General features: G+C 71.3%; 20 protein-coding genes. 10 read left to right on the forward strand and 10 right to left on the reverse strand.

Going from position 1 to position 17282, the window contains the following annotated elements:
• Window positions 1-188 precede the first annotated feature (188 nt).
• Complete coding sequence (locus tag AC3IYJ_RS06200; protein WP_489400337.1) at window positions 189-833, forward strand: TetR/AcrR family transcriptional regulator; 645 nt, start codon at window positions 189-191, stop codon at window positions 831-833.
• A gap of 19 nt (window positions 834-852) precedes the next feature.
• Here AC3IYJ_RS06200 and def read toward each other — a convergent pair whose 3' ends face one another.
• Complete coding sequence (gene def / locus AC3IYJ_RS06205; protein ID WP_489400338.1) at window positions 853-1416, reverse strand: peptide deformylase; 564 nt, start codon at window positions 1414-1416, stop codon at window positions 853-855.
• A gap of 123 nt (window positions 1417-1539) precedes the next feature.
• Here def and AC3IYJ_RS06210 point away from each other — a divergent pair, with 123 nt between their 5' ends.
• From AC3IYJ_RS06210 to AC3IYJ_RS06235, 6 genes are all read left to right on the forward strand, one after another.
• Entirely contained in the window at window positions 1540-2778 is a 1239-nt protein-coding gene (locus AC3IYJ_RS06210; protein ID WP_384655707.1) for a MurT ligase domain-containing protein, read from the forward strand.
• 19 nt (window positions 2779-2797) lie between these two features.
• A complete protein-coding gene (locus AC3IYJ_RS06215; RefSeq protein WP_489400339.1) occupies window positions 2798-3526 on the forward strand; it encodes a type 1 glutamine amidotransferase in 729 nt (242 codons plus the stop codon).
• A 202-nt stretch (window positions 3527-3728) separates the two neighbouring features.
• The gene (locus tag AC3IYJ_RS06220; RefSeq protein ID WP_489400340.1) at window positions 3729-4757 is read left to right on the forward strand and encodes a 6-phosphofructokinase; all 1029 of its coding nucleotides are present in this window, start codon (window positions 3729-3731) and stop codon (window positions 4755-4757) included.
• Between the two features lie 145 nt (window positions 4758-4902).
• Entirely contained in the window at window positions 4903-5832 is a 930-nt protein-coding gene (locus tag AC3IYJ_RS06225; RefSeq protein WP_489402711.1) for a cytochrome c oxidase assembly protein, read from the forward strand.
• 32 nt (window positions 5833-5864) lie between these two features.
• Window positions 5865-6023, forward strand: a complete 159-nt coding sequence (locus tag AC3IYJ_RS06230; RefSeq protein ID WP_489400341.1) for a hypothetical protein — start codon at window positions 5865-5867, stop codon at window positions 6021-6023.
• Window positions 6024-6176: 153 nt separating this feature from the next.
• Window positions 6177-6887, forward strand: coding sequence for a lysophospholipid acyltransferase family protein (locus AC3IYJ_RS06235; RefSeq protein WP_489400342.1), 711 nt, complete (start codon window positions 6177-6179; stop codon window positions 6885-6887).
• Between the two features lie 44 nt (window positions 6888-6931).
• Here AC3IYJ_RS06235 and AC3IYJ_RS06240 read toward each other — a convergent pair whose 3' ends face one another.
• The 7 genes from AC3IYJ_RS06240 to AC3IYJ_RS06270 form a co-directional block, all read right to left on the reverse strand.
• Window positions 6932-8605, reverse strand: coding sequence for an alpha/beta hydrolase (locus tag AC3IYJ_RS06240; protein ID WP_489400343.1), 1674 nt, complete (start codon window positions 8603-8605; stop codon window positions 6932-6934).
• A 208-nt stretch (window positions 8606-8813) separates the two neighbouring features.
• On the reverse strand, window positions 8814-9560 hold the full coding sequence (locus AC3IYJ_RS06245) for an urease accessory protein UreD (RefSeq protein WP_489402712.1): 747 nt from the start codon (window positions 9558-9560) through the stop codon (window positions 8814-8816).
• Between the two features lie 86 nt (window positions 9561-9646).
• Window positions 9647-10342 (reverse strand): urease accessory protein UreG, encoded by a 696-nt coding sequence (gene ureG, locus AC3IYJ_RS06250; RefSeq protein ID WP_489400344.1) that lies wholly within the window; start codon window positions 10340-10342, stop codon window positions 9647-9649.
• A 43-nt stretch (window positions 10343-10385) separates the two neighbouring features.
• A complete protein-coding gene (locus AC3IYJ_RS06255; RefSeq protein WP_489400345.1) occupies window positions 10386-11060 on the reverse strand; it encodes an urease accessory protein UreF in 675 nt (224 codons plus the stop codon).
• Between the two features lie 13 nt (window positions 11061-11073).
• Window positions 11074-12795: an urease subunit alpha gene (locus tag AC3IYJ_RS06260; protein WP_489400346.1), complete on the reverse strand. Its 1722-nt coding sequence runs from the start codon at window positions 12793-12795 to the stop codon at window positions 11074-11076.
• Window positions 12788-13099 carry an urease subunit beta gene (locus tag AC3IYJ_RS06265; protein ID WP_489400347.1) on the reverse strand — a complete coding sequence of 104 codons (312 nt, stop codon included), beginning with the start codon at window positions 13097-13099 and terminating at the stop codon, window positions 12788-12790. The genes AC3IYJ_RS06260 and AC3IYJ_RS06265 overlap by 8 nt, the downstream gene beginning before the upstream one ends.
• A gap of 15 nt (window positions 13100-13114) precedes the next feature.
• Complete coding sequence (locus AC3IYJ_RS06270) at window positions 13115-13417, reverse strand: urease subunit gamma (protein WP_371614748.1); 303 nt, start codon at window positions 13415-13417, stop codon at window positions 13115-13117.
• Window positions 13418-13750: 333 nt separating this feature from the next.
• On the opposite strand from AC3IYJ_RS06270, the gene AC3IYJ_RS06275 reads away from it, so the two are divergent.
• A complete protein-coding gene (locus AC3IYJ_RS06275) occupies window positions 13751-14140 on the forward strand; it encodes a VOC family protein (RefSeq protein WP_489400348.1) in 390 nt (129 codons plus the stop codon).
• 61 nt (window positions 14141-14201) lie between these two features.
• On the opposite strand, the gene AC3IYJ_RS06280 is transcribed toward AC3IYJ_RS06275, so the two are convergent.
• Window positions 14202-14651 carry an ATP-binding protein gene (locus AC3IYJ_RS06280; protein WP_489400349.1) on the reverse strand — a complete coding sequence of 150 codons (450 nt, stop codon included), beginning with the start codon at window positions 14649-14651 and terminating at the stop codon, window positions 14202-14204.
• A gap of 197 nt (window positions 14652-14848) precedes the next feature.
• On the opposite strand from AC3IYJ_RS06280, the gene AC3IYJ_RS06285 reads away from it, so the two are divergent.
• Both AC3IYJ_RS06285 and AC3IYJ_RS06290 read left to right on the forward strand, forming a co-directional pair.
• Entirely contained in the window at window positions 14849-15733 is an 885-nt protein-coding gene (locus AC3IYJ_RS06285) for a helix-turn-helix domain-containing protein (protein ID WP_489400350.1), read from the forward strand.
• 12 nt (window positions 15734-15745) lie between these two features.
• Window positions 15746-15967 (forward strand): DUF397 domain-containing protein, encoded by a 222-nt coding sequence (locus tag AC3IYJ_RS06290; RefSeq protein WP_489400351.1) that lies wholly within the window; start codon window positions 15746-15748, stop codon window positions 15965-15967.
• Window positions 15968-16051: 84 nt separating this feature from the next.
• Here the strand turns inward: AC3IYJ_RS06290 and AC3IYJ_RS06295 are convergent, their stop codons facing one another.
• Window positions 16052-17227, reverse strand: a complete 1176-nt coding sequence (locus tag AC3IYJ_RS06295) for an 8-amino-7-oxononanoate synthase (protein WP_489400352.1) — start codon at window positions 17225-17227, stop codon at window positions 16052-16054.
• Between the last annotated feature and the right edge of the window lie 55 nt (window positions 17228-17282).

Raw genomic sequence — 17282 nt, forward strand, 5'->3', positions numbered from 1 at the left:
GCTTTCGTATCGCGCTGCCGTACAAGCGGTTACCAACGGTAACCCCAACTGTGCGTCCAGTCTGTTACCGGCCGGTAAGCACTGTCAAGCAGCAGCGATGGCGGACCGCCGATGAGATCGCCAGGGTGTGCGGGGTGTTACGTTGCGTGGGCGTCAGGACATCGCAAGGGCGGGGAGTGGAACACGTCATGGAGAGCACACAGCAGGCCGGCGAGCCGGGAACGGCCGAGCGCCGGCGGCGGGAACTGCTGGAGGCGGCCGACAGGGTCGTCCTCAGGGACGGGCCGAAGGCGTCCATGAACGCCATCGCCGCCGAGGCCGGCATCACCAAGCCGATCCTCTACCGGCACTTCGGCGACAAGGCGGGCCTCTACCAGGCCCTCGCCGTCCGGCACACGGACGCCCTGCTCGACTCGCTGAGGGCGGCGCTCGACGCCCCCGCCGAGCGCCGCCGCCGGGTGGAGGCCACCCTCGACACCTACCTCGCCGCCATCGAGGCCCGCCCGCAGGTCTACCGCTTCCTCATGCATCCGGCCGAGGACTCCCAGGCCACCGAGCGCGGCTTCGACGTGGGCCTGCACTCGGCCCCGCTGCTGCGGCGCCTCGGCGAGGAGCTGGCGCAGGTGATCGGCGAGCGCGTGGACCTCGGTCCCGGCGGCGAACGCCTGGCCCGGGTGTGGGGTCACGGGATCGTCGGCATGATGCACGCCGCGGGCGACTGGTGGCTCGGCGAGCGGCCGTGCGAGCGCGCGGAGCTCGTCACCGGCCTCACCGACCTCCTCTGGGGCCGCCTGGCCACGGCCGGCAACCGCGAGGACGGCCCCGGCTTCTGACGGTTCGGCCCCACCGGGCTCACTCCCCCAGCGCGTGGATCCCGGCGGCGCCCCAGTCGGTCTTACGGATCTGCTTGCGCAGCCTGCGCGCGCGCAGCCCCGTGACCCGCTCCGCGTACACACCGCCGGCCAGGTGGTCGCACTCGTGCTGGAGGCACCGGGCGAAGAACCCCGTCCCCGACACCCGCACCGGCGCACCGTCGGAGGTGACCCCCTCGACGACGGCCTCGTCGAAGCGGGACGTGGAGGCCTCCAGCCCCGGCAGGGACAGGCAGCCCTCGGGGCCCGGGAACTCGCCCCCGTCGACCGAGACCAGGCGCGGGTTGACGATGTGCCCCACGTGGCGCACGTCCTCGTCGTCGGGGCAGTCGTAGACGAACACCCGCTGCCCCACGCCGATCTGGTTCGCGGCCAGGCCCACGCCCTGGGCCGCGTACATCGTGGCGAACATGTCCTCGATGAGCCGGTCGAGGGCCGGGCCGAATTCGGTGACCTCCGCGCAAGCGGAATGGAGCACCGGGTCGCCCAGCAGGCTCATGGTGCGGACGATGCCGGAGGTACCGGGGATGGGGCGCTGTCGCATGGCCGTAAGAGTACGACGGGCGACTATATGAGGAGATCTTCGGCGGACCGGGGGCGCCGCGGTCGGGGCGCGGGCAGGTACTGGATAGGCTGGGGGCGACCGACGCAAGGAGGACAAGGGACGATGGCAGGCAACACAGAGCCGCTTTCGCCGCGGGCCAAGCTGGCCGTGACGGCGGGCAAGGCCGCAGCGGCGGTGTCGCGGGCCGCGGGACGCGGAAGCGGATCGGTGATCGGAGGCAAGGTCGCGCTCAAGCTCGACCCCGATCTTCTCGGCGCGCTGGCGCAGCATCTCGACGTCGTCCTCGTCTCGGCGACGAACGGCAAGACCACGACGACCCGGCTGATCGCGGAGGCCCTGCGGGCCAGCGGTCCGGTCGTCTCCAACGCGCTGGGCGCGAACATGCCCGCGGGCATCACCTCCGCCCTGGCGGGCGGCTCGGACGCCCGTTACGGCGTCATCGAGGTGGACGAGAAGTACCTGGCCGGGGTGGCCCGGGACGTCACCCCCAAGGTGATCGCCCTGCTCAACCTCTCCCGCGACCAGCTGGACCGCGCCGCCGAGACCCGGATGCTCGCGGAGAAGTGGCGCGAGGGCCTCTCCGGCTCCAAGGCGGTCGTCATCGCCAACGCGGACGATCCCCTGATCGTGTGGGCGGCCTCGTCCTCGCAGAACGTGGTGTGGGTGGCCGCCGGCCAGGAGTGGAAGGACGACGCCTGGTCGTGCCCCTCCTGCGGTGGCGTCATGCAGCGTCCGGGCGACGACTGGTACTGCGGCGAGTGCGGCTTCCGGCGTCCCACCCCGAGCTGGGTGCTCTCCGGCGACCACGTGCTCGACCCGCACGGCAGCGCCTGGCCGATCAACCTCCAGCTGCCGGGCCGCGCCAACAAGGCGAACGCGGCCACCTCCGCCGCCGTGGCCGCCGTCTTCGGCGTCCCGCCGCAGGTGGCGCTGGAGCGGATGTACCAGGTGCAGGCCGTCGCCGGACGCTACGACGTGGTGAGCTTCCAGGGCCGCGAACTGCGGCTCCTGCTCGCGAAGAACCCGGCCGGCTGGCTGGAGACCTTCTCGCTGATCGACCCGCCGCCGACCCCGGTGATCCTTTCGGTGAACGCGCGCGGCGCGGACGGCACCGACACCTCGTGGCTGTGGGACGTGGACTACCCGCGCCTGGCCGGGCACCCGATCTTCGTGATCGGCGACCGCAAGCTGGACCTCGCGGTCCGCCTGGAGGTCGCGGGCCTGGACTTCCGGGTGTGCGAGACCCTCGACGAGGCCGTGCAGCTGGCGCCGCCCGGACAGATCGAGCTGATCGCCAACTACACCGCCTTCCAGGACGTGCGCCGCCGCGTCGGCAACTAGTACCCATAAGGACAAGAGCATGAGCGACAACAGCCTGCGTCTGGTGTGGGTCTACCCCGACCTGCTCAGCACGTACGGAGACCAGGGCAACGCCCTCGTCGTGGAGCGCCGGGCCCGTCGGCGCGGACTGGACGTGCAGCGCGTGGACGTGCGCAGCGACCAGCCGATCCCCACCTCGGGCGACATCTACCTGATCGGCGGCGGCGAGGACCGGCCGCAGCGGCTGGCCGCGGAGCGCCTGGTGCGCGACGGCGGTCTGGAGCGGGCCGTCTCGAACGGGGCGATCGTCTTCTCCGTCTGCGCCGGCTACCAGATCCTGGGCCAGGAGTTCGTCAACGACGTCGGCGAGCGCCAGCAGGGCCTCGGCCTGCTGGACGTGGTGACCGTGCGCGGCGAGGGCGAGCGGTGCGTCGGCGACGTCCTCGCGGACATCGACCCGCGGCTCGGCCTGCCGCAGCTGACGGGGTTCGAGAACCACCAGGGCGTCACCCACCTCGGCCCGACGGCGAGGCCGTTCGCACGGGTCACGATGGGCCGGGGCAACGGCACCGGGGACGGCACCGAGGGCGCGTACAACGACACGGTGTTCGGCACCTACATGCACGGTCCCGTGATGGCCCGCAACCCGCAGATCGCGGACCTGCTGCTGAAGCTGGCCCTCGACGTGAACGCGCTGCCGCCCATCGACGACCGCTGGTACGACGCCCTGCGCGCGGAGCGGATCTCGGCGGCCACGCAGCCCGCGTAGCCTCCCGGCGGCCTTGCGTTCGCCTGCCGTCCGGCCCGGATTCCCCCAGGGGGATCCGGGCCGACGTGTTTTCGTACGACTGGGCTGACCAGCATGTGGAGGATGGTTCAGTCCACCGGGGATCGACTTGTAGGGTGCAGGGTAGTTCCAACCGGACGACGTGGTCCGGTCGTCGGCCCACGTTGCAAAGGTCCTTCCTGCCATGCGCATTGGTGTGCTCACTTCCGGAGGCGACTGCCCCGGGCTCAATGCCGTCATCCGCTCCGTCGTACACCGCGCCGTCGTCGACCACGGGGACGAGGTCATCGGCTTCCACGACGGCTGGCGCGGTCTGCTGGAGTGCGACTACCGCAAGCTCGACCTGGACGCCGTCAGCGGCATCCTGGCCCGAGGCGGAACGATTCTGGGCTCCTCCCGGGTCCAGCCCGCCCATCTGCGCGACGGCGTGGAGCGGGCCCGCGGCCACGTGGCGGACCTCGGCCTGGACGCCATCATCCCGATCGGCGGCGAGGGCACCCTCAAGGCCGCGAACCTGCTCTCGCAGGGCGGTCTGCCGATCGTCGGCGTCCCCAAGACCATCGACAACGACATCGCCTCCACCGACGTCACCTTCGGCTTCGACACGGCCGTCGGGGTCGCCACCGAGGCGCTGGACCGCCTGAAGACCACCGCCGAGTCCCACCAGCGCGTGATGGTCGTGGAGGTCATGGGCCGCCACACCGGCTGGATCGCCCTGCACTCGGGCATGGCGGCCGGCGCGCACGCGATCGTCGTGCCGGAGCGGCCCTTCGACATCGAGGAGCTGACCGCGATCGTCGGCGATCGCTTCTCGCAGGGCAAGCGGTTCGCGATCGTCGTGGTCGCCGAGGGCGCCAAGCCCGCCGCGGGCAGCTCGATGGCGCTCGAGGAGGGCGGCACCGACATGTACGGGCACGAGCGGTTCGCCGGCATAGGCAACCGGCTCGCCGTCGAGCTGGAGGACCGCCTCGGCAAGGAGGCCCGGCCGGTCATCCTGGGCCACGTGCAGCGCGGCGGCACGCCCACCGCGTACGACCGGGTGCTGGCCACCCGCTTCGGCTGGCACGCCGTGGAGGCGGCTCACCGGGGCGAGTTCGGGATGCTGACGGCGCTGCGCGGCACGGACATCGTGATGGTGCGACTCGACGACGCGGTGCAGACCCTCAAGACGGTTCCCGCCGAGCGGTACGCCGAGGCGCAGAACGTCCTGTGATCTTTCCCCCCTTCTCCCTGTTGTTCCCGTAATGCGCGCCCCCGGAGGCTTTCACCTCCGGGGGCGGCATTACTGTGGTGGGGCACCACGGGTCAAGGGAGTGAAGAGATTGAGTTACCTCGCGCACGCCGGCATGGACATGGATATGAACATGGACCTGCCACCCTTCACCCTCGGGCGCGGGCTGGAGTTCTCCTTCGACGCCTTCTTCCTGATCGGCTCGCTCCTGGGCCTCGCCCTGTACGGGTGGGGTGTGGTGCGGCTGCTGCGGCGCGGGGACTCCTGGCCGGTCGGCCGGACGGTGGCATTCACCATCGGCGTGCTGACGGTGATGCTGATGATGTGCACCAAGCTGAACGACTACGGCATGGTCATGTTTAGCGTGCACATGGTCCAGCACATGGTGATCAGCATGCTCAGCCCGATCCTGCTGCTGCTCGGCGCCCCGGTGACGCTGGCGCTGCGCGCGCTGGCGCCGGCCGCCCGCGGCCACAAGGGCCCGCGCGAGCTGCTGCTGATGCTCCTGCACAGCCGCTACATGAAGGTGATCACCCATCCGGTGTTCACGATCCCGCTGTTCATCGCGAGCCTCTACGGTCTCTACTTCACCCCGATCTTCGACTTCCTGATGGAGTCCAAGACCGGCCACATCGCCATGATGGTGCACTTCCTCGCCGTCGGCCTCGTCTTCTTCTGGCCGATCATGGGCGTGGACCCGGGCCCGCACCGCCCCGGCTACGTGATGCGCATGCTGGAGCTGTTCGCCGGAATGCCCTTCCACGCCTTCTTCGGCATCGCGCTGATGATGGCGAGCCAGCCGATGATCAAGACGTACTCGAACCCGCCGGCCTCCCTGGGCATCGACCCGCTCCTGGACCAGCAGTGGGGCGGCGGCATCGCCTGGGCCTTCAGCGAGATTCCCTCGGTGCTGGTGCTCATCGCCCTGGTCTACCAGTGGTACCACTCGGAGCAGCGAGCGGCGAAGCGCTCCGACCGGTCCGAGGACCGCAACGGCGATCAGGAGCTGGCGGCGTACAACTCATATCTCGCCTCGCTCCAGGCGCGTGGCCAGTAGCGGAGGACCGCCTTCAGGCGCCACCATGGGGCATGACCGGATCCGTGAGGGCGATGGCCGTGATGACCTTCGCCTCCCTGGTGGTAATCGCCACGTACTCGGCGGCCCTCGGCAGCAACGGCTGGCTGTGGTTCGGCTGGGTGGTGCTGGGGCTGCTGACCGCGGCGATGGCCGCCTCGCGCGGCGTGTGAGTGCGCGAACGCCCCCCGCGCCCTCCCCGATTCCCCCCTGCCCCGAACGGGAAGTCCGGCCCGCCCTCGGGCCCGGTCCCACCGACCCCTCCGGTTCGCGGCTGACCGTCCGTAAGATGTCCGTGACAACGGGATGTCGACGGGAGCGGCCTGGTGTTCTACCACTTGCTCAAGCACGTGATCCTCGGGCCGCTGCTGCGGCTGCTGTTCCGGCCCCGGATCGAAGGGCTGGAGAACATCCCCGAGGACGGGGCCGCGATCGTCGCGGGCAACCACCTCTCCTTCTCCGACCACTTCCTGATGCCCGCGATCCTCAAGCGGCGCATCACCTTCCTCGCGAAGGCCGAGTACTTCACCGGCCCCGGCGTGAAGGGGCGGCTCACCGCCGCCTTCTTCCGCAGTGCGGGGCAGATCCCGGTGGACCGCTCCGGCAAGGACGCCGGCCAGGCCGCGCTGCGCGAGGGGCTCGGAGTGCTCTCCAAGGGCGAGCTGCTCGGCATCTACCCCGAGGGCACCCGCTCCCACGACGGGCGGCTCTACAAGGGAAAGGTGGGGGTCGCGGCCATGGCGCTGGGCGCCAAGGTGCCCGTCGTACCGTGCGCGATGGTCGGCACCTTCGAGATCCAGCCTCCCGGGCAGAAGATCCCGAGCATCCGGCGGGTCACGATCCGCTTCGGCCGGCCGCTGGACTTCTCCCGCTATGAGGGGATGGAGGGTGAGCGGGCCGTGCTGCGGGCCGTCACCGACGAGATCATGTACGAGATCCTCGCGCTGTCGGGCCAGGAGTACGTGGACCGGTACGCCGCCGAGGTCAAGGCCGAGGAAGAGGAAGCACGGAAGAAGGCCCGGCGCAGGATGCGCTGAGCCTTCTCCCGTTCACATGGAGCCGTTTCGGCTACCGGGTGCTGCTAACGGACGGACGGGAGCTCCTCGAGCGCCTGCGCGTCCGCGACCGCGGTCTTGGCGAGGGACTTCGCCGCGGCCGGGGCCGGCGCGACCGGAGTGGCGTGCGGACCGCACTTCACGTCCTGGGCGTCGACCTTGCCGGTGAGCAGGTAGGTGTCCACGCGGCTGTTGATGCAGGGGTTCAACAGGCTGGTGACACCGTGCGAGCCGGCGTTCTGCTCGGTGATCAGACGGGAACCGGCGAGCCGCTTGTGGAGCGAGACACCGCCCTCGTACGGCGTGGCCGCGTCCCGCTCGGACTGGACGATCAGGACCGGGGCCAGACCGTGCTTGGCGCCGACCTCGATCGGGTTGCTCTGCTTGGACTTCCAGGTCGCGCAGGGCAGGTTCATCCACGCGTTGGACCAGGTCAGGAACGGGTACTTGGCGTTGAGCTTGGTGTTGTCCCGGTCCCACTTGGTCCAGCTGGTCGGCCACTTGGCGTCGGCGCACTCGACGGCGGTGTAGACGGCGTTGCCGTTCTCCGAGGCGATGTTGCCCGCGATGTCGCTCATGTCGGGGGCGATGGCGTCGATCAGCGCCTGCTGGTCACCGGCCTCGTACTTGCTCCAGGTCTGGGCGACGGGCACCCAGGAGGAGTCGTAGTACGGGGCGCCCTGGAAGAAGCCCAGGAGCTCGGCCGGACCGACCACGCCACCGAGCGGGTTGGCCTTGGCCTTGGCGCGCAGCGCCTCCCACTTGGCCTGGACCTTGGCGCGGGTGTCGCCGAGGTGGAAGGAGGCGTCGTTCTTGGCGACCCAGTCCTGCCAGTCGTTCCAGCGCATCTGGAAGGCGACGTCCTGGCCGAGGTTGGCCTCGTACCAGATGTTGTCCTGGTCGGGGTTGACCACGCTGTCGACGATCATGCGGCGCACGTGGGTCGGGAACAGGGTCGCGTAGACCCCGCCGATGTAGGTGCCGTAGGAGACGCCGAGGAAGTTCAGCTTCTTCTCGCCGAGGGCGGCGCGGATGACGTCCAGGTCACGCGCGATGTTCGGCGTGGTCATGAACGGCAGCATCTCGCCGCTGCGCTCCTTGCAGCCGTCCGCGTACCCGGCCGCGAGCTTGCGCTGGGCGCGCTTGTCGGCCTCGTTGTCCGGGACCGGGTCGGCCTTGGGGGCCTTGACGAACTCCTGCGGGTCGATGCAGGAGATCGGCGCCGAGTGGCCGACGCCGCGGGGGTCGAAGCCCACGAAGTCGTACGCCTTGGAGGTGTTGACCCACAGCGGGCTCTTGGTGGTGACGCGGCGCGGGAAGCGCATGCCGGAGCCACCGGGACCACCGGGGTTGTAGACGAGCGCGCCCTGGCGCTCTTCCTTGGTGCCGGTGCTGACGGCGCGGTCGACCGCCAGGTCGATCGTCTTGCCGAAGGGCTTCTTGTAGTCCAGCGGGACCTTCACATAGCCGCACTGGATGGGGGCCGCGAAGCCCCAGTCGGCAGGACAGTCCTTCCAGTCGATACCGGCCTGCGCCGCACGGGCGGCGGCGATCTGCGTACCGATCGCTTCGGCCGCACCGTTGTCACGTCCGGACGGGAAGGCCTGGGCGGCCGAGGCGGACGGGGCGAGCAGCAGGCTCGCCGCCAGCGTGCCGGTGATCAGTGTGGCGGCGCTCCCCAGCGCCGCGTTGCGTATCACGTGGTTGTTCCCCCTGCGTCATCTGCCGCCATGGGCGGCGTGGTTCGGGCGGGTGGGTGGGTGTCGGCGTGCAGGGGGATACTTTCGCCTCACATGGACCGTGCGACAGAGCACGGCCATGTTCTTTGCCAACCCGATATCCGGAAATGCGTGTACCGCTGAGCGGTGTCTGGTTCGTCCCGTGTTCGGACCCCGTTCGTCCGGAGCTTCACCAACCGTAGGTCCGGCAGGCCTCGTCGAGCAGTTCGCGCAGTCTCAGCGCGTCCGGGGCCAGCGCCGTGACCAGGACCGCGGGGCCCGCCAGCGGGGTGGCCGCCGCGAACTCCCCGACCATCCCGGCCTGCGGCGGAGCCGCTTCGAACTCCGGGTCCACCACCAGGAGCTGACCGATCGCACGGTACCCCCAGAGCCCCGCCGGGCCGTCCCAGCCGTCCGGTGCTCCGGGGCCGCAGGCCAGTTCCTGGTCCAGCAGCGGACGGCCGTCCCGGTTGACGGTGAGCCGGCTGCGCATCAGGCCCGGAGCCTCCCCGGTGCGGCCCAGCACCTGCTCCTCGCGCAGCAGGAGCCGGGCGGTCGGGGCGAGTTCGACGCGGGTGCGGACCCGCAGATCGCTGCCGCGTACGGAGACCAGCGGCTCCGGCAGCCAGCGCACCGCCGAGTCCGCGGCCAGGTCGAGCCGTACGTCGTAGCGCGCGGGCTCCCCGTGCCGGCCGGGCAGCGCCAGGGTGGCCGCCGCCGAGCGCAGCAGCAGCCGGGCACCGGGTCCGGCGTCGGCCTCGACCGTGAGGTGGTCGCCTCCGAGGGGGGCGCTCATCGCGCCGACCAGCATCACCCCGGCCTCGGCCCCCTCGCCCCGGGTCCGGCGCAGGGCGAGCGGCCCCTCACCGGCCAGCAGGGGCAGGGCGGTACCGCCGCGTCCGTCGGCCACTGCGCCGATCCGGGCGGTGGCGCGCAGCCCGGCCGCGGGGAGGGCCGGGAGCTGAGCCGGGGCGGGGGCCCCCGCCGGGGGTCGGGCGGCGGCCGCGCCCGTCACCGTAGGACTCACGCGGCGGCCCAGGCGGCGATCCGCTCGCGCACCCAGGCGGCCACCGGGGCCACGCCTTCCTCGCCGCGCAGGGACTGGAAGGCGACGGGCAGTTCGCCGCGCTGCTCGGCGGCGTCGCGGGCCATCCGGCCCAGGTCGGAGCCCACGTAGGGGGCGAGGTCGGTCTTGTTGACGACGAGGAGGTCGGCGGTGGTGACCCCCGGGCCGCCCTTGCGCGGGATGTCGTCGCCGCCGGCCACGTCGATGACGAAGATCTGGGCGTCGACCAGGCCCCGGGAGAAGGTCGCGGTCAGGTTGTCGCCACCGGACTCGACGAGGATCAGGTCGAGGGGAGCGGTCTGCAGGTGGGCTTCCTCCAGCTCCTCCACCGCCTCCAGGTTGGCGGAGATGTCGTCGCGGATGGCGGTGTGCGGGCAGGCGCCGGTCTCGACGGCGCTGATCCGCTCGGGCGGCAGCACGGCCTCGCGGAGCAGGAACTCGGCGTCCTCGCGGGTGTAGATGTCGTTGGTGACGACGGCCATGGACAGTTCCGTGCGCAGGGCCCGGCAGAGGGCGGCGACGGTGGCGGTCTTGCCGGAGCCGACCGGGCCGCCGAGCCCGATGCGCAGGGCGCGGCGGGTGCCGTCGGTGCGGACCGCGTCGGCGCTGTGGGTGTGGCGGTGCGGGAAGGTCACGCCGTGGTCGAGATGCATGGGGGTTCTCCTTGGTGGGGGCGCGGGAGGCCGGTTCGGGGCCTCAGGAGGCGAAGAGGCGTACCGGCCAGTCGGCATGGGCCTGCGCCGCGAGGTCCAGCAGGGGCGAGGAGGCCGCGGGCAGGGTCCGCGGTCCTTCCGTGCGGGCGCGCACCGCGGCCCGCTGCGCCTGCCGGGAGACGCAGTCGAGGTCGGGGGCGAGCCGGGCCAGGACCCCGCTCGCCTCGAAGGGGTCCAGCCCGAGCAGCCGTACGGTGGCGGTCGCCGGACCGCTGACGCTCTCGTACGCCGCCACGTGCGCGGCGTCCAGCGCCCCGAGCCCCGCCGAACGGGCCGTGACGCCGAGCACCACGGGCTGGTGCGCTCCGCGCGGGAACACGGCGGCCAGTGCGTCGAGTTCGACCCCGGGCCAGGTGGCGCGGGCGGCCCGCATCAGCTGCCGGCCGAGCCTGCGCGCGACGGTGCGCAGCGCGGGTACCGGGGTGCGGGCGTCGGCGGCCTCGTCGAGGGCCGCCGGATCGAGCCCGTCGGCGGCGGCCGCGGCGAGGGCGGCCGCCACCAGCCCGGCGGTGTGCAGCCGGCCCCGGCAGAACTCCTCCAGGGTGGCGGCGTCGTGGATCCGGCCCGCCTTGCAGGCGGCCTCGGCCCCGCCGGAGTGGGCGTGGCCCCCGGCGGGGAAGCGTCCGTCGGCGAGGACGAGGAGGGTGGCGAGGCTCATCGGGCTGCGCCCATCAGAAGAGGAAGTATCTCTGTGCCATGGGCAGTTCGGCCGCCGGAGCCGGTTCCACCACCTCGCCGTCGATGGTGACGGTGAAGGTGTCCGCGTCGACCTCGACCCTGGGCATGGCGTCGTTGTTGCGCATGTCCGCCTTGGTCACCTTGCGGGTGCTCTCGATGGCGACGAACTCCTTGCCGAGTCCCAGACGTTCGGGCAGGGCGTCGTCGAGGGCGGCCTGGGCGGTGAAGTTGACCGAGTTGAGGCCGGGCGCACGCCCGTACGACCCGAACATGGGGCGGGGCAGCATCGGCTGCGGGGTGGGAATGGAGGCGTTGGCGTCGCCCATCTGGGCGTAGGCGATCTGGCCGCCCTTGATGACCAGTTCGGGCTTGACCCCGAAGAAGGCCGCGTTCCACAGCACCAGGTCGGCGAGCTTGCCGGTCTCCACGGAGCCGATCTCCCGGGCCAGGCCCTGGGCCACGGCGGGGTTGATCGTGTACTTGGCGACGTAGCGGCGGGCCCGGTGGTTGTCGGCGGGTCCGTCGCCGGGCAGGAACCCGCGCCGCTTCTTCATCACGTGGGCGGTCTGCCAGGTGCGCAGGATCACCTCGCCGACGCGGCCCATGGCCTGGGCGTCGGAGGAGATGATCGAGATGGCCCCCAGGTCGTGCAGGACGTCCTCGGCGGCGATCGTGGAGGGCCGGATCCGGGACTCGGCGAAGGCGAGGTCCTCGGGGACGGCGGGGTTGAGGTGGTGGCAGACCATCAGCATGTCGAGGTGTTCCTCGACGGTGTTGACGGTGTGCGGCCGGGTCGGGTTGGTGGAGCTGGGCAGGATGTTGGGCTCGGAGACCACGGTGATGATGTCGGGTGCGTGCCCGCCGCCCGCGCCCTCGGTGTGGTACGAGTGGATGGTCCGTCCGCCGATGGCGGCGAGGGTGTCGGCGACGAACCCGGCCTCGTTGAGGGTGTCGGTGTGGATCGCGGCCTGGGCGCCGGTCTCCTCGCAGACGGTGAGGCAGGCGTCGATGACGGCGGGGGTGGATCCCCAGTCCTCGTGGAGCTTGAAGCCGAGCGCTCCGCCGCGCAGTTGGGAGTACATGGCCTCGCGGGACATGGTGTTGCCCTTGCCGAGCAGGCCGATGTTGACCGGGTAGGACTCCAGCGCGGCGAACATCCGGGCCAGGTGCCAGGGTCCGGGGGTGACGGTGGTGGCCTTGCTGCCCTCGGCGGGTCCGGTGCCGCCGCCGACGAGGGTGGTGATGCCGGAGACCAGGGCCTCTTCGATCACGGTCGGGGAGATGAAGTGCACGTGGGTGTCGACGGCCCCGGCGGTGAGGATCTTCCCGTTGCCCGCGATGATCTCGGTCTCGGGCCCGATGACGAGTGCTCGTTCCACCCCGTCCATGGTGTCCGGGTTGCCGGCCTTGCCGATGCCGCAGATCCGGCCGTCGCGGATGCCGACGTCGGCCTTGACGATGCCCCAGTGGTCGATGATCACCACGCCGGTGATGACGGTGTCCGGGGCGCCCTCGGCGCGCGTGGTGCGGGCCTGGCCCATGGATTCGCGGATGACCTTGCCGCCGCCGAAGACGGCCTCGTCGCCGGCCCGTCCGGGGCCGCCCGCGAGGTCCTGCTCGATCTCGACGAAGAGGTCGGTGTCGGCGAGGCGGATGCGGTCGCCGGTGGTGGGGCCGAAGAGGTCGGCGTAGTTCTGGCGCGATATCTCAGACATCGAGGGGCCCTCCGACCTCTCCGCGCAGTCCCGGTACGGTGCGCAGTCCGCCCAGCGGTACGAGGTCCACGGCGACCGGGATGCCCGGCTCGAAGCGGACCGCGGTGCCCGCGGCGATGTCGAGCCGCTGCCCGCGGGCGGCGGCACGGTCGAAGTCGAGGCCGGGGTTGGCCTCGGCGAAGTGGTAGTGCGAACCGACCTGGACGGGCCGGTCGGCGGCGTTGAGCACGGTGATGCGGGTGACGGGCCGGCCTTCGTTGAGGCGCACCGGACCGTCCCCGTAGGCGATTTCGCCGGGGATCATGCGGGGTACTCCCTCTCAGACGATCGGGTCGTGGACGGTGACGAGCTTGGTGCCGTCCGGGAAGGTCGCCTCGACCTGGACGTCGTGGATCATCTCGGGTATCCCCTCCATGACCTGGGCGCGGGAGAGCACGGTGCGGCCGGAGGCCATGAGTTCGGCCACCGTCCGTCCGTCGCGGGCGCCTTCGAGGATGTGCGAAGTGATGAGGGCGATCGCCTCGGGGTGGTTGAGGAGAACACCGCGCGCCCGACGTTTTTCGGCCACGTCCGCGGCGACGTGAATGAGCAGTCGCTCCTGCTCGTGGGGGGTCAATTGCACAGCAATCACCAAGCTTCCGGGACATGATCAGCATCGCGCCGAGCCGACCCTAAGGGACTTCAACACTTTGTTGACCTGCACGTATCCGTATCAAGCTTCTCTTGCCCCAACGCGGGGAAAGGCTTTCCGTGGCACGGACCGTCCCTTTGCCGATCCATGGGCGCCCATTGACCGCAGGACGTGCCCATCACGCTAGGGACCGCATTTTTCCGCCGAGTTAACCCACGTTTCGGGGAGGTACCCGGTTCAATTCGGGGAGCCTTCGGACCCGGTTTCCGTATACGCGGCCACCACCGCCGTCGGACCGGCCGACAACGCCCAAGAAGGAGCAAAGTGTTCGCGAACCCCATCCACCACATCACCATCGACGCCCAGGAGCCCTACCTGCTGGCGCAGTTCTGGTCCGCCGTCACGGGATTCCCGATCCACCCGGACGACCTCGCCGAGGACCCCGAGATCCTGCTGGTGCCGGGTCAGCCGGGCGTGCCCGGACTGCTCTTCATCAAGGTCCCGGAGGAGAAGTCCGGGAAGAACCGGGTCCACTTGGACATCATGCCGACGACCGGGACCCGCGACGAGAACGTCGAGCGCCTCGTCGGACTCGGCGCGAAGCTGCTGGACGACCGCCGCCGGGAGGACGGCACCGGCTGGGTGGTGCTCGCGGATCCGGAGGGCAACGAGCTGTGCATAGAGCGCAGCGTCTCGGAGCGCGCCGGCGCCTGACCCGACAGGCCGCGGCCCGGCGTCCCTCGGCTCGACGGGCCTCGGCTCGACGGGGTGTCGCTCAGCAGCCCTGCGCGGTCCTCGCCGGGGCTCCGACCGTCCAGGGCAGGGAGATCCACACGGTCTTGCCGCCGTCCTCCGTCGGGCTGACGGAGAGCCGGCCGCCCGCCTCCGCGGTGAGCCACCGGATGATGACCATGCCCCGGCCGTTGTCCTGCTGGACGGCGGCCGGGAGCCGCTTGGGCCAGCGCGGGTGGCTGTCGGTGACCCCCACCCGCAGCCGTTCCTCGCGCTCCAGGCGGATGTCCACGGTGAAGGTGGGCGACTGGCCGAAGGTGTGCTGTACGGCGTTGGTGGCGAGCTCCGAAACGATCAGCCGCACGCTGTCGGCCGTGTCGGTCCCCTCGGACAGTCCCCAGCCGTCCAGCACCTCCGCGACGTAACGGCGGGCGGCCCTGACCGAGGCCGGATCGCTCGGCAGAGTGACGGATGCTTCCTGGTGATCTGCCATGGCGACGGTCCCTTTCCCACCGGGGCGCAGCCGCCCCGGATCTGCGCTGGACGCCAGAGTGCCACCCGTAGTCCCGCCGTTTCTGCCGATCCCCCAACATATGCATATATCTGTCGCTCGATGCAGTGAACTCTGCTACGGAAGAGCGTATTTGGACGGCAGACTGGTGCGACCTGTGCCGGTGAAAGGAGGCAGGTGTGCAGCACGGTCCTGCGGTGCGCCGGCGCAAGCTCGGCGAGGAACTGCGCGCCTTGCGCGACCGGTCCGGACTCACCAGTGGTGAGGCGGCCCGGCTCGTGGGATGGCACCAGTCGAAGATCAGCCGAATCGAGACGGGGCGCAGCGGCGTCAAGCTGGAGGACATCCGGCTGCTGCTCGACGCCTACGGAGAGGTCGTGAGCCCGCAGGAGCGCGCGCTGCTGGAGGCCCTCTCCGCCTCGGCGGCCGGCCCCGCCCCGGGCGCCGACACCGGGCGCGGGCGCCAGTGGTGGCACGACTACCGGGGGCTGCTGCCCCAGGAGTACCGGGACTTCATCAGCCTGGAGGCCGGTGCGCGCGCGGCCCGCACGGTCGAACTCTCGGTGGTGCCGGGCCTGTTGCAGACCCCGGAGTACGCGCGGGCGGTGACCCGGGCCGCGCTGGGGGGCCTGCCGGAGCCGAAGGTCGACGCGCTGGTCGACGTACGGCTGGCGCGTCAGTCCGTACTGCGGGCCGATCCGCCGCTGGAGCTGAGCGCGGTACTGGACGAGGCGGTGCTGCGGCGGAAGATCGGCGGGCCGGGGGTGATGGCCGAGCAGCTGCGGTACCTGGTGGAGGTGTCACGGCTGCCCCAAGTGCGGCTGCAAGTACTGCCGTTCAGCGTGGGTGGTCATCTCGGCCTGACCGGACCGTTCGTTATTTTCTCATTTCCGAACATCGCCGATCTGGATGTGGTGGTACTCGACCATTTGACGAGTAGCCTCTATCTGGAGCGGAAGGAAGACCTTGAGGCGTACAGCGCCGCGTTCCGCACCATTCAGGCGCACGCCCTCCCGCCCCGCGATTCGTCGGATCTCATCAGCGCCCTCGCTGACGACGCGTAAGGAGGCACACCCGTGTCCGCAACCCCCTTATCCACCAGCGGACTTCTGAACAGCGCGAGGTGGCGGCGCAGTAGCCGCAGCACCGGAATGAACAACTGCGTGGAAACGGCCGTGCTCAGTAGCGGCCTGATGGCCGTCCGCGACTCCAAGCGGGCGGACGGCCCGGCCGTGCTCTTCACCGGTCCGGCCTGGGACGGCTTCCTCGTCTCCGTACGGGCGGACGTGCTCCCGTAGCTCCGTCCGGCGGCCCGTGGGCCCTCGGGCCCGTGGGTCCGCCCGGGTCGTTTCTCGGAGACGGCAGGATCCGAGAAAGACTGCCTAGCGGTCCGTGGCCCCGTCCGGAGCGGTCCTGAGGATCGTCTCCACCGCACGGCTGATCTCGTCCCCCGTGAGATCGGCCCGCGCGGTCAGCCGCAGCCGGGAGATGCCGTCCGGCACCGACGGCGGGCGGAAGCACCCCACGGACAGTCCTGCCTCGCGGCAGTCGGCGGCCCAGCGCAGTGCCGCCGAAGCCGACGGGGCCCGTACCGACACCACGGCCCCGTCCGGCCGGGCCGCGGTCAGGCCGGACGCGGTGAGCCGCCCGTACAGATCGGCGGCCACCTCGCGGGCCCGGTCCGCGCGCTGCGGCTCCCGCTCCAGGAGGCGCAGGGCGGCCAGGGCCGCGCCCGCCGCGGCCGGGGCCAGCCCGGTGTCGAAGATGAAGGTCCGGGCCGTGTTGACCAGGTGCCGGATCACCTTGGCCGGCCCGAGGACCGCCCCGCCCTGGCTGCCCAGGGACTTGGAGAGGGTCAGCGTCGCGACCACCCCGGGTGCGCCCGCCAGCCCGGCCGCCGCCAGTGCGCCCCGGCCGCCCTCGCCCAGTACGCCGAGTCCGTGCGCGTCGTCCACGAGCAGGGCTGCGCCCTCGGCCCGGCAGGCCTGCGCGTATTCGGCGAGCGGGGCCGCGTCCCCGTCCACCGAGAACACCGAGTCGGTGACCATCAGCGCCCGCCCCTCGTACCCGGCGAGGGTCTTGCGCGCGGCCTCCGGATCGCAGTGCGCGACCACGGCGATCTCGGCGCGCGACAGCCGGCAGCCGTCCACGATCGAGGCGTGGTTGGAGGCGTCCGAGACGACGAGGGTGCCCTTGCCGCTCAGCGCGCAGACGGCGGCGAGGTTGGCCGCGTACCCGGAGGAGAGGACCAGCGCGGCCTCGAAACCGCAGAAGGCGGCGAGCTCCCGCTCGAGCTCCGCATGAAGCTCGGTCGTGCCGGTGACCAGCCTGGATCCAGTGGCTCCGCCGCCCCAGAGCTCGGCCGCCTCGCGTGCGCCCCGTACGGTCTCGGGGTGCCGGGACAGCCCCAGGTAGTCGTTGCTCGCGAGGTCGAGGAGCGGCGAGGAGGCCGGGCGCGGGCGCAGCGTCCGGACAAGTCCGCCTTTCTCCCGGGCCCGCTCCGCGTCGTCGATCCAGGAGAAGACGTCCGCGCGGGCGGCGGTGTGCTGGTCGGGCATCGGCAGTCCTCGCGTTTTGTCGGCAGTCCACAGACCTGACCGACCCTAGCCGTCA

The sequence above is a fragment of the Streptomyces sp. GL_140 genome, assembly GCF_057834465.1.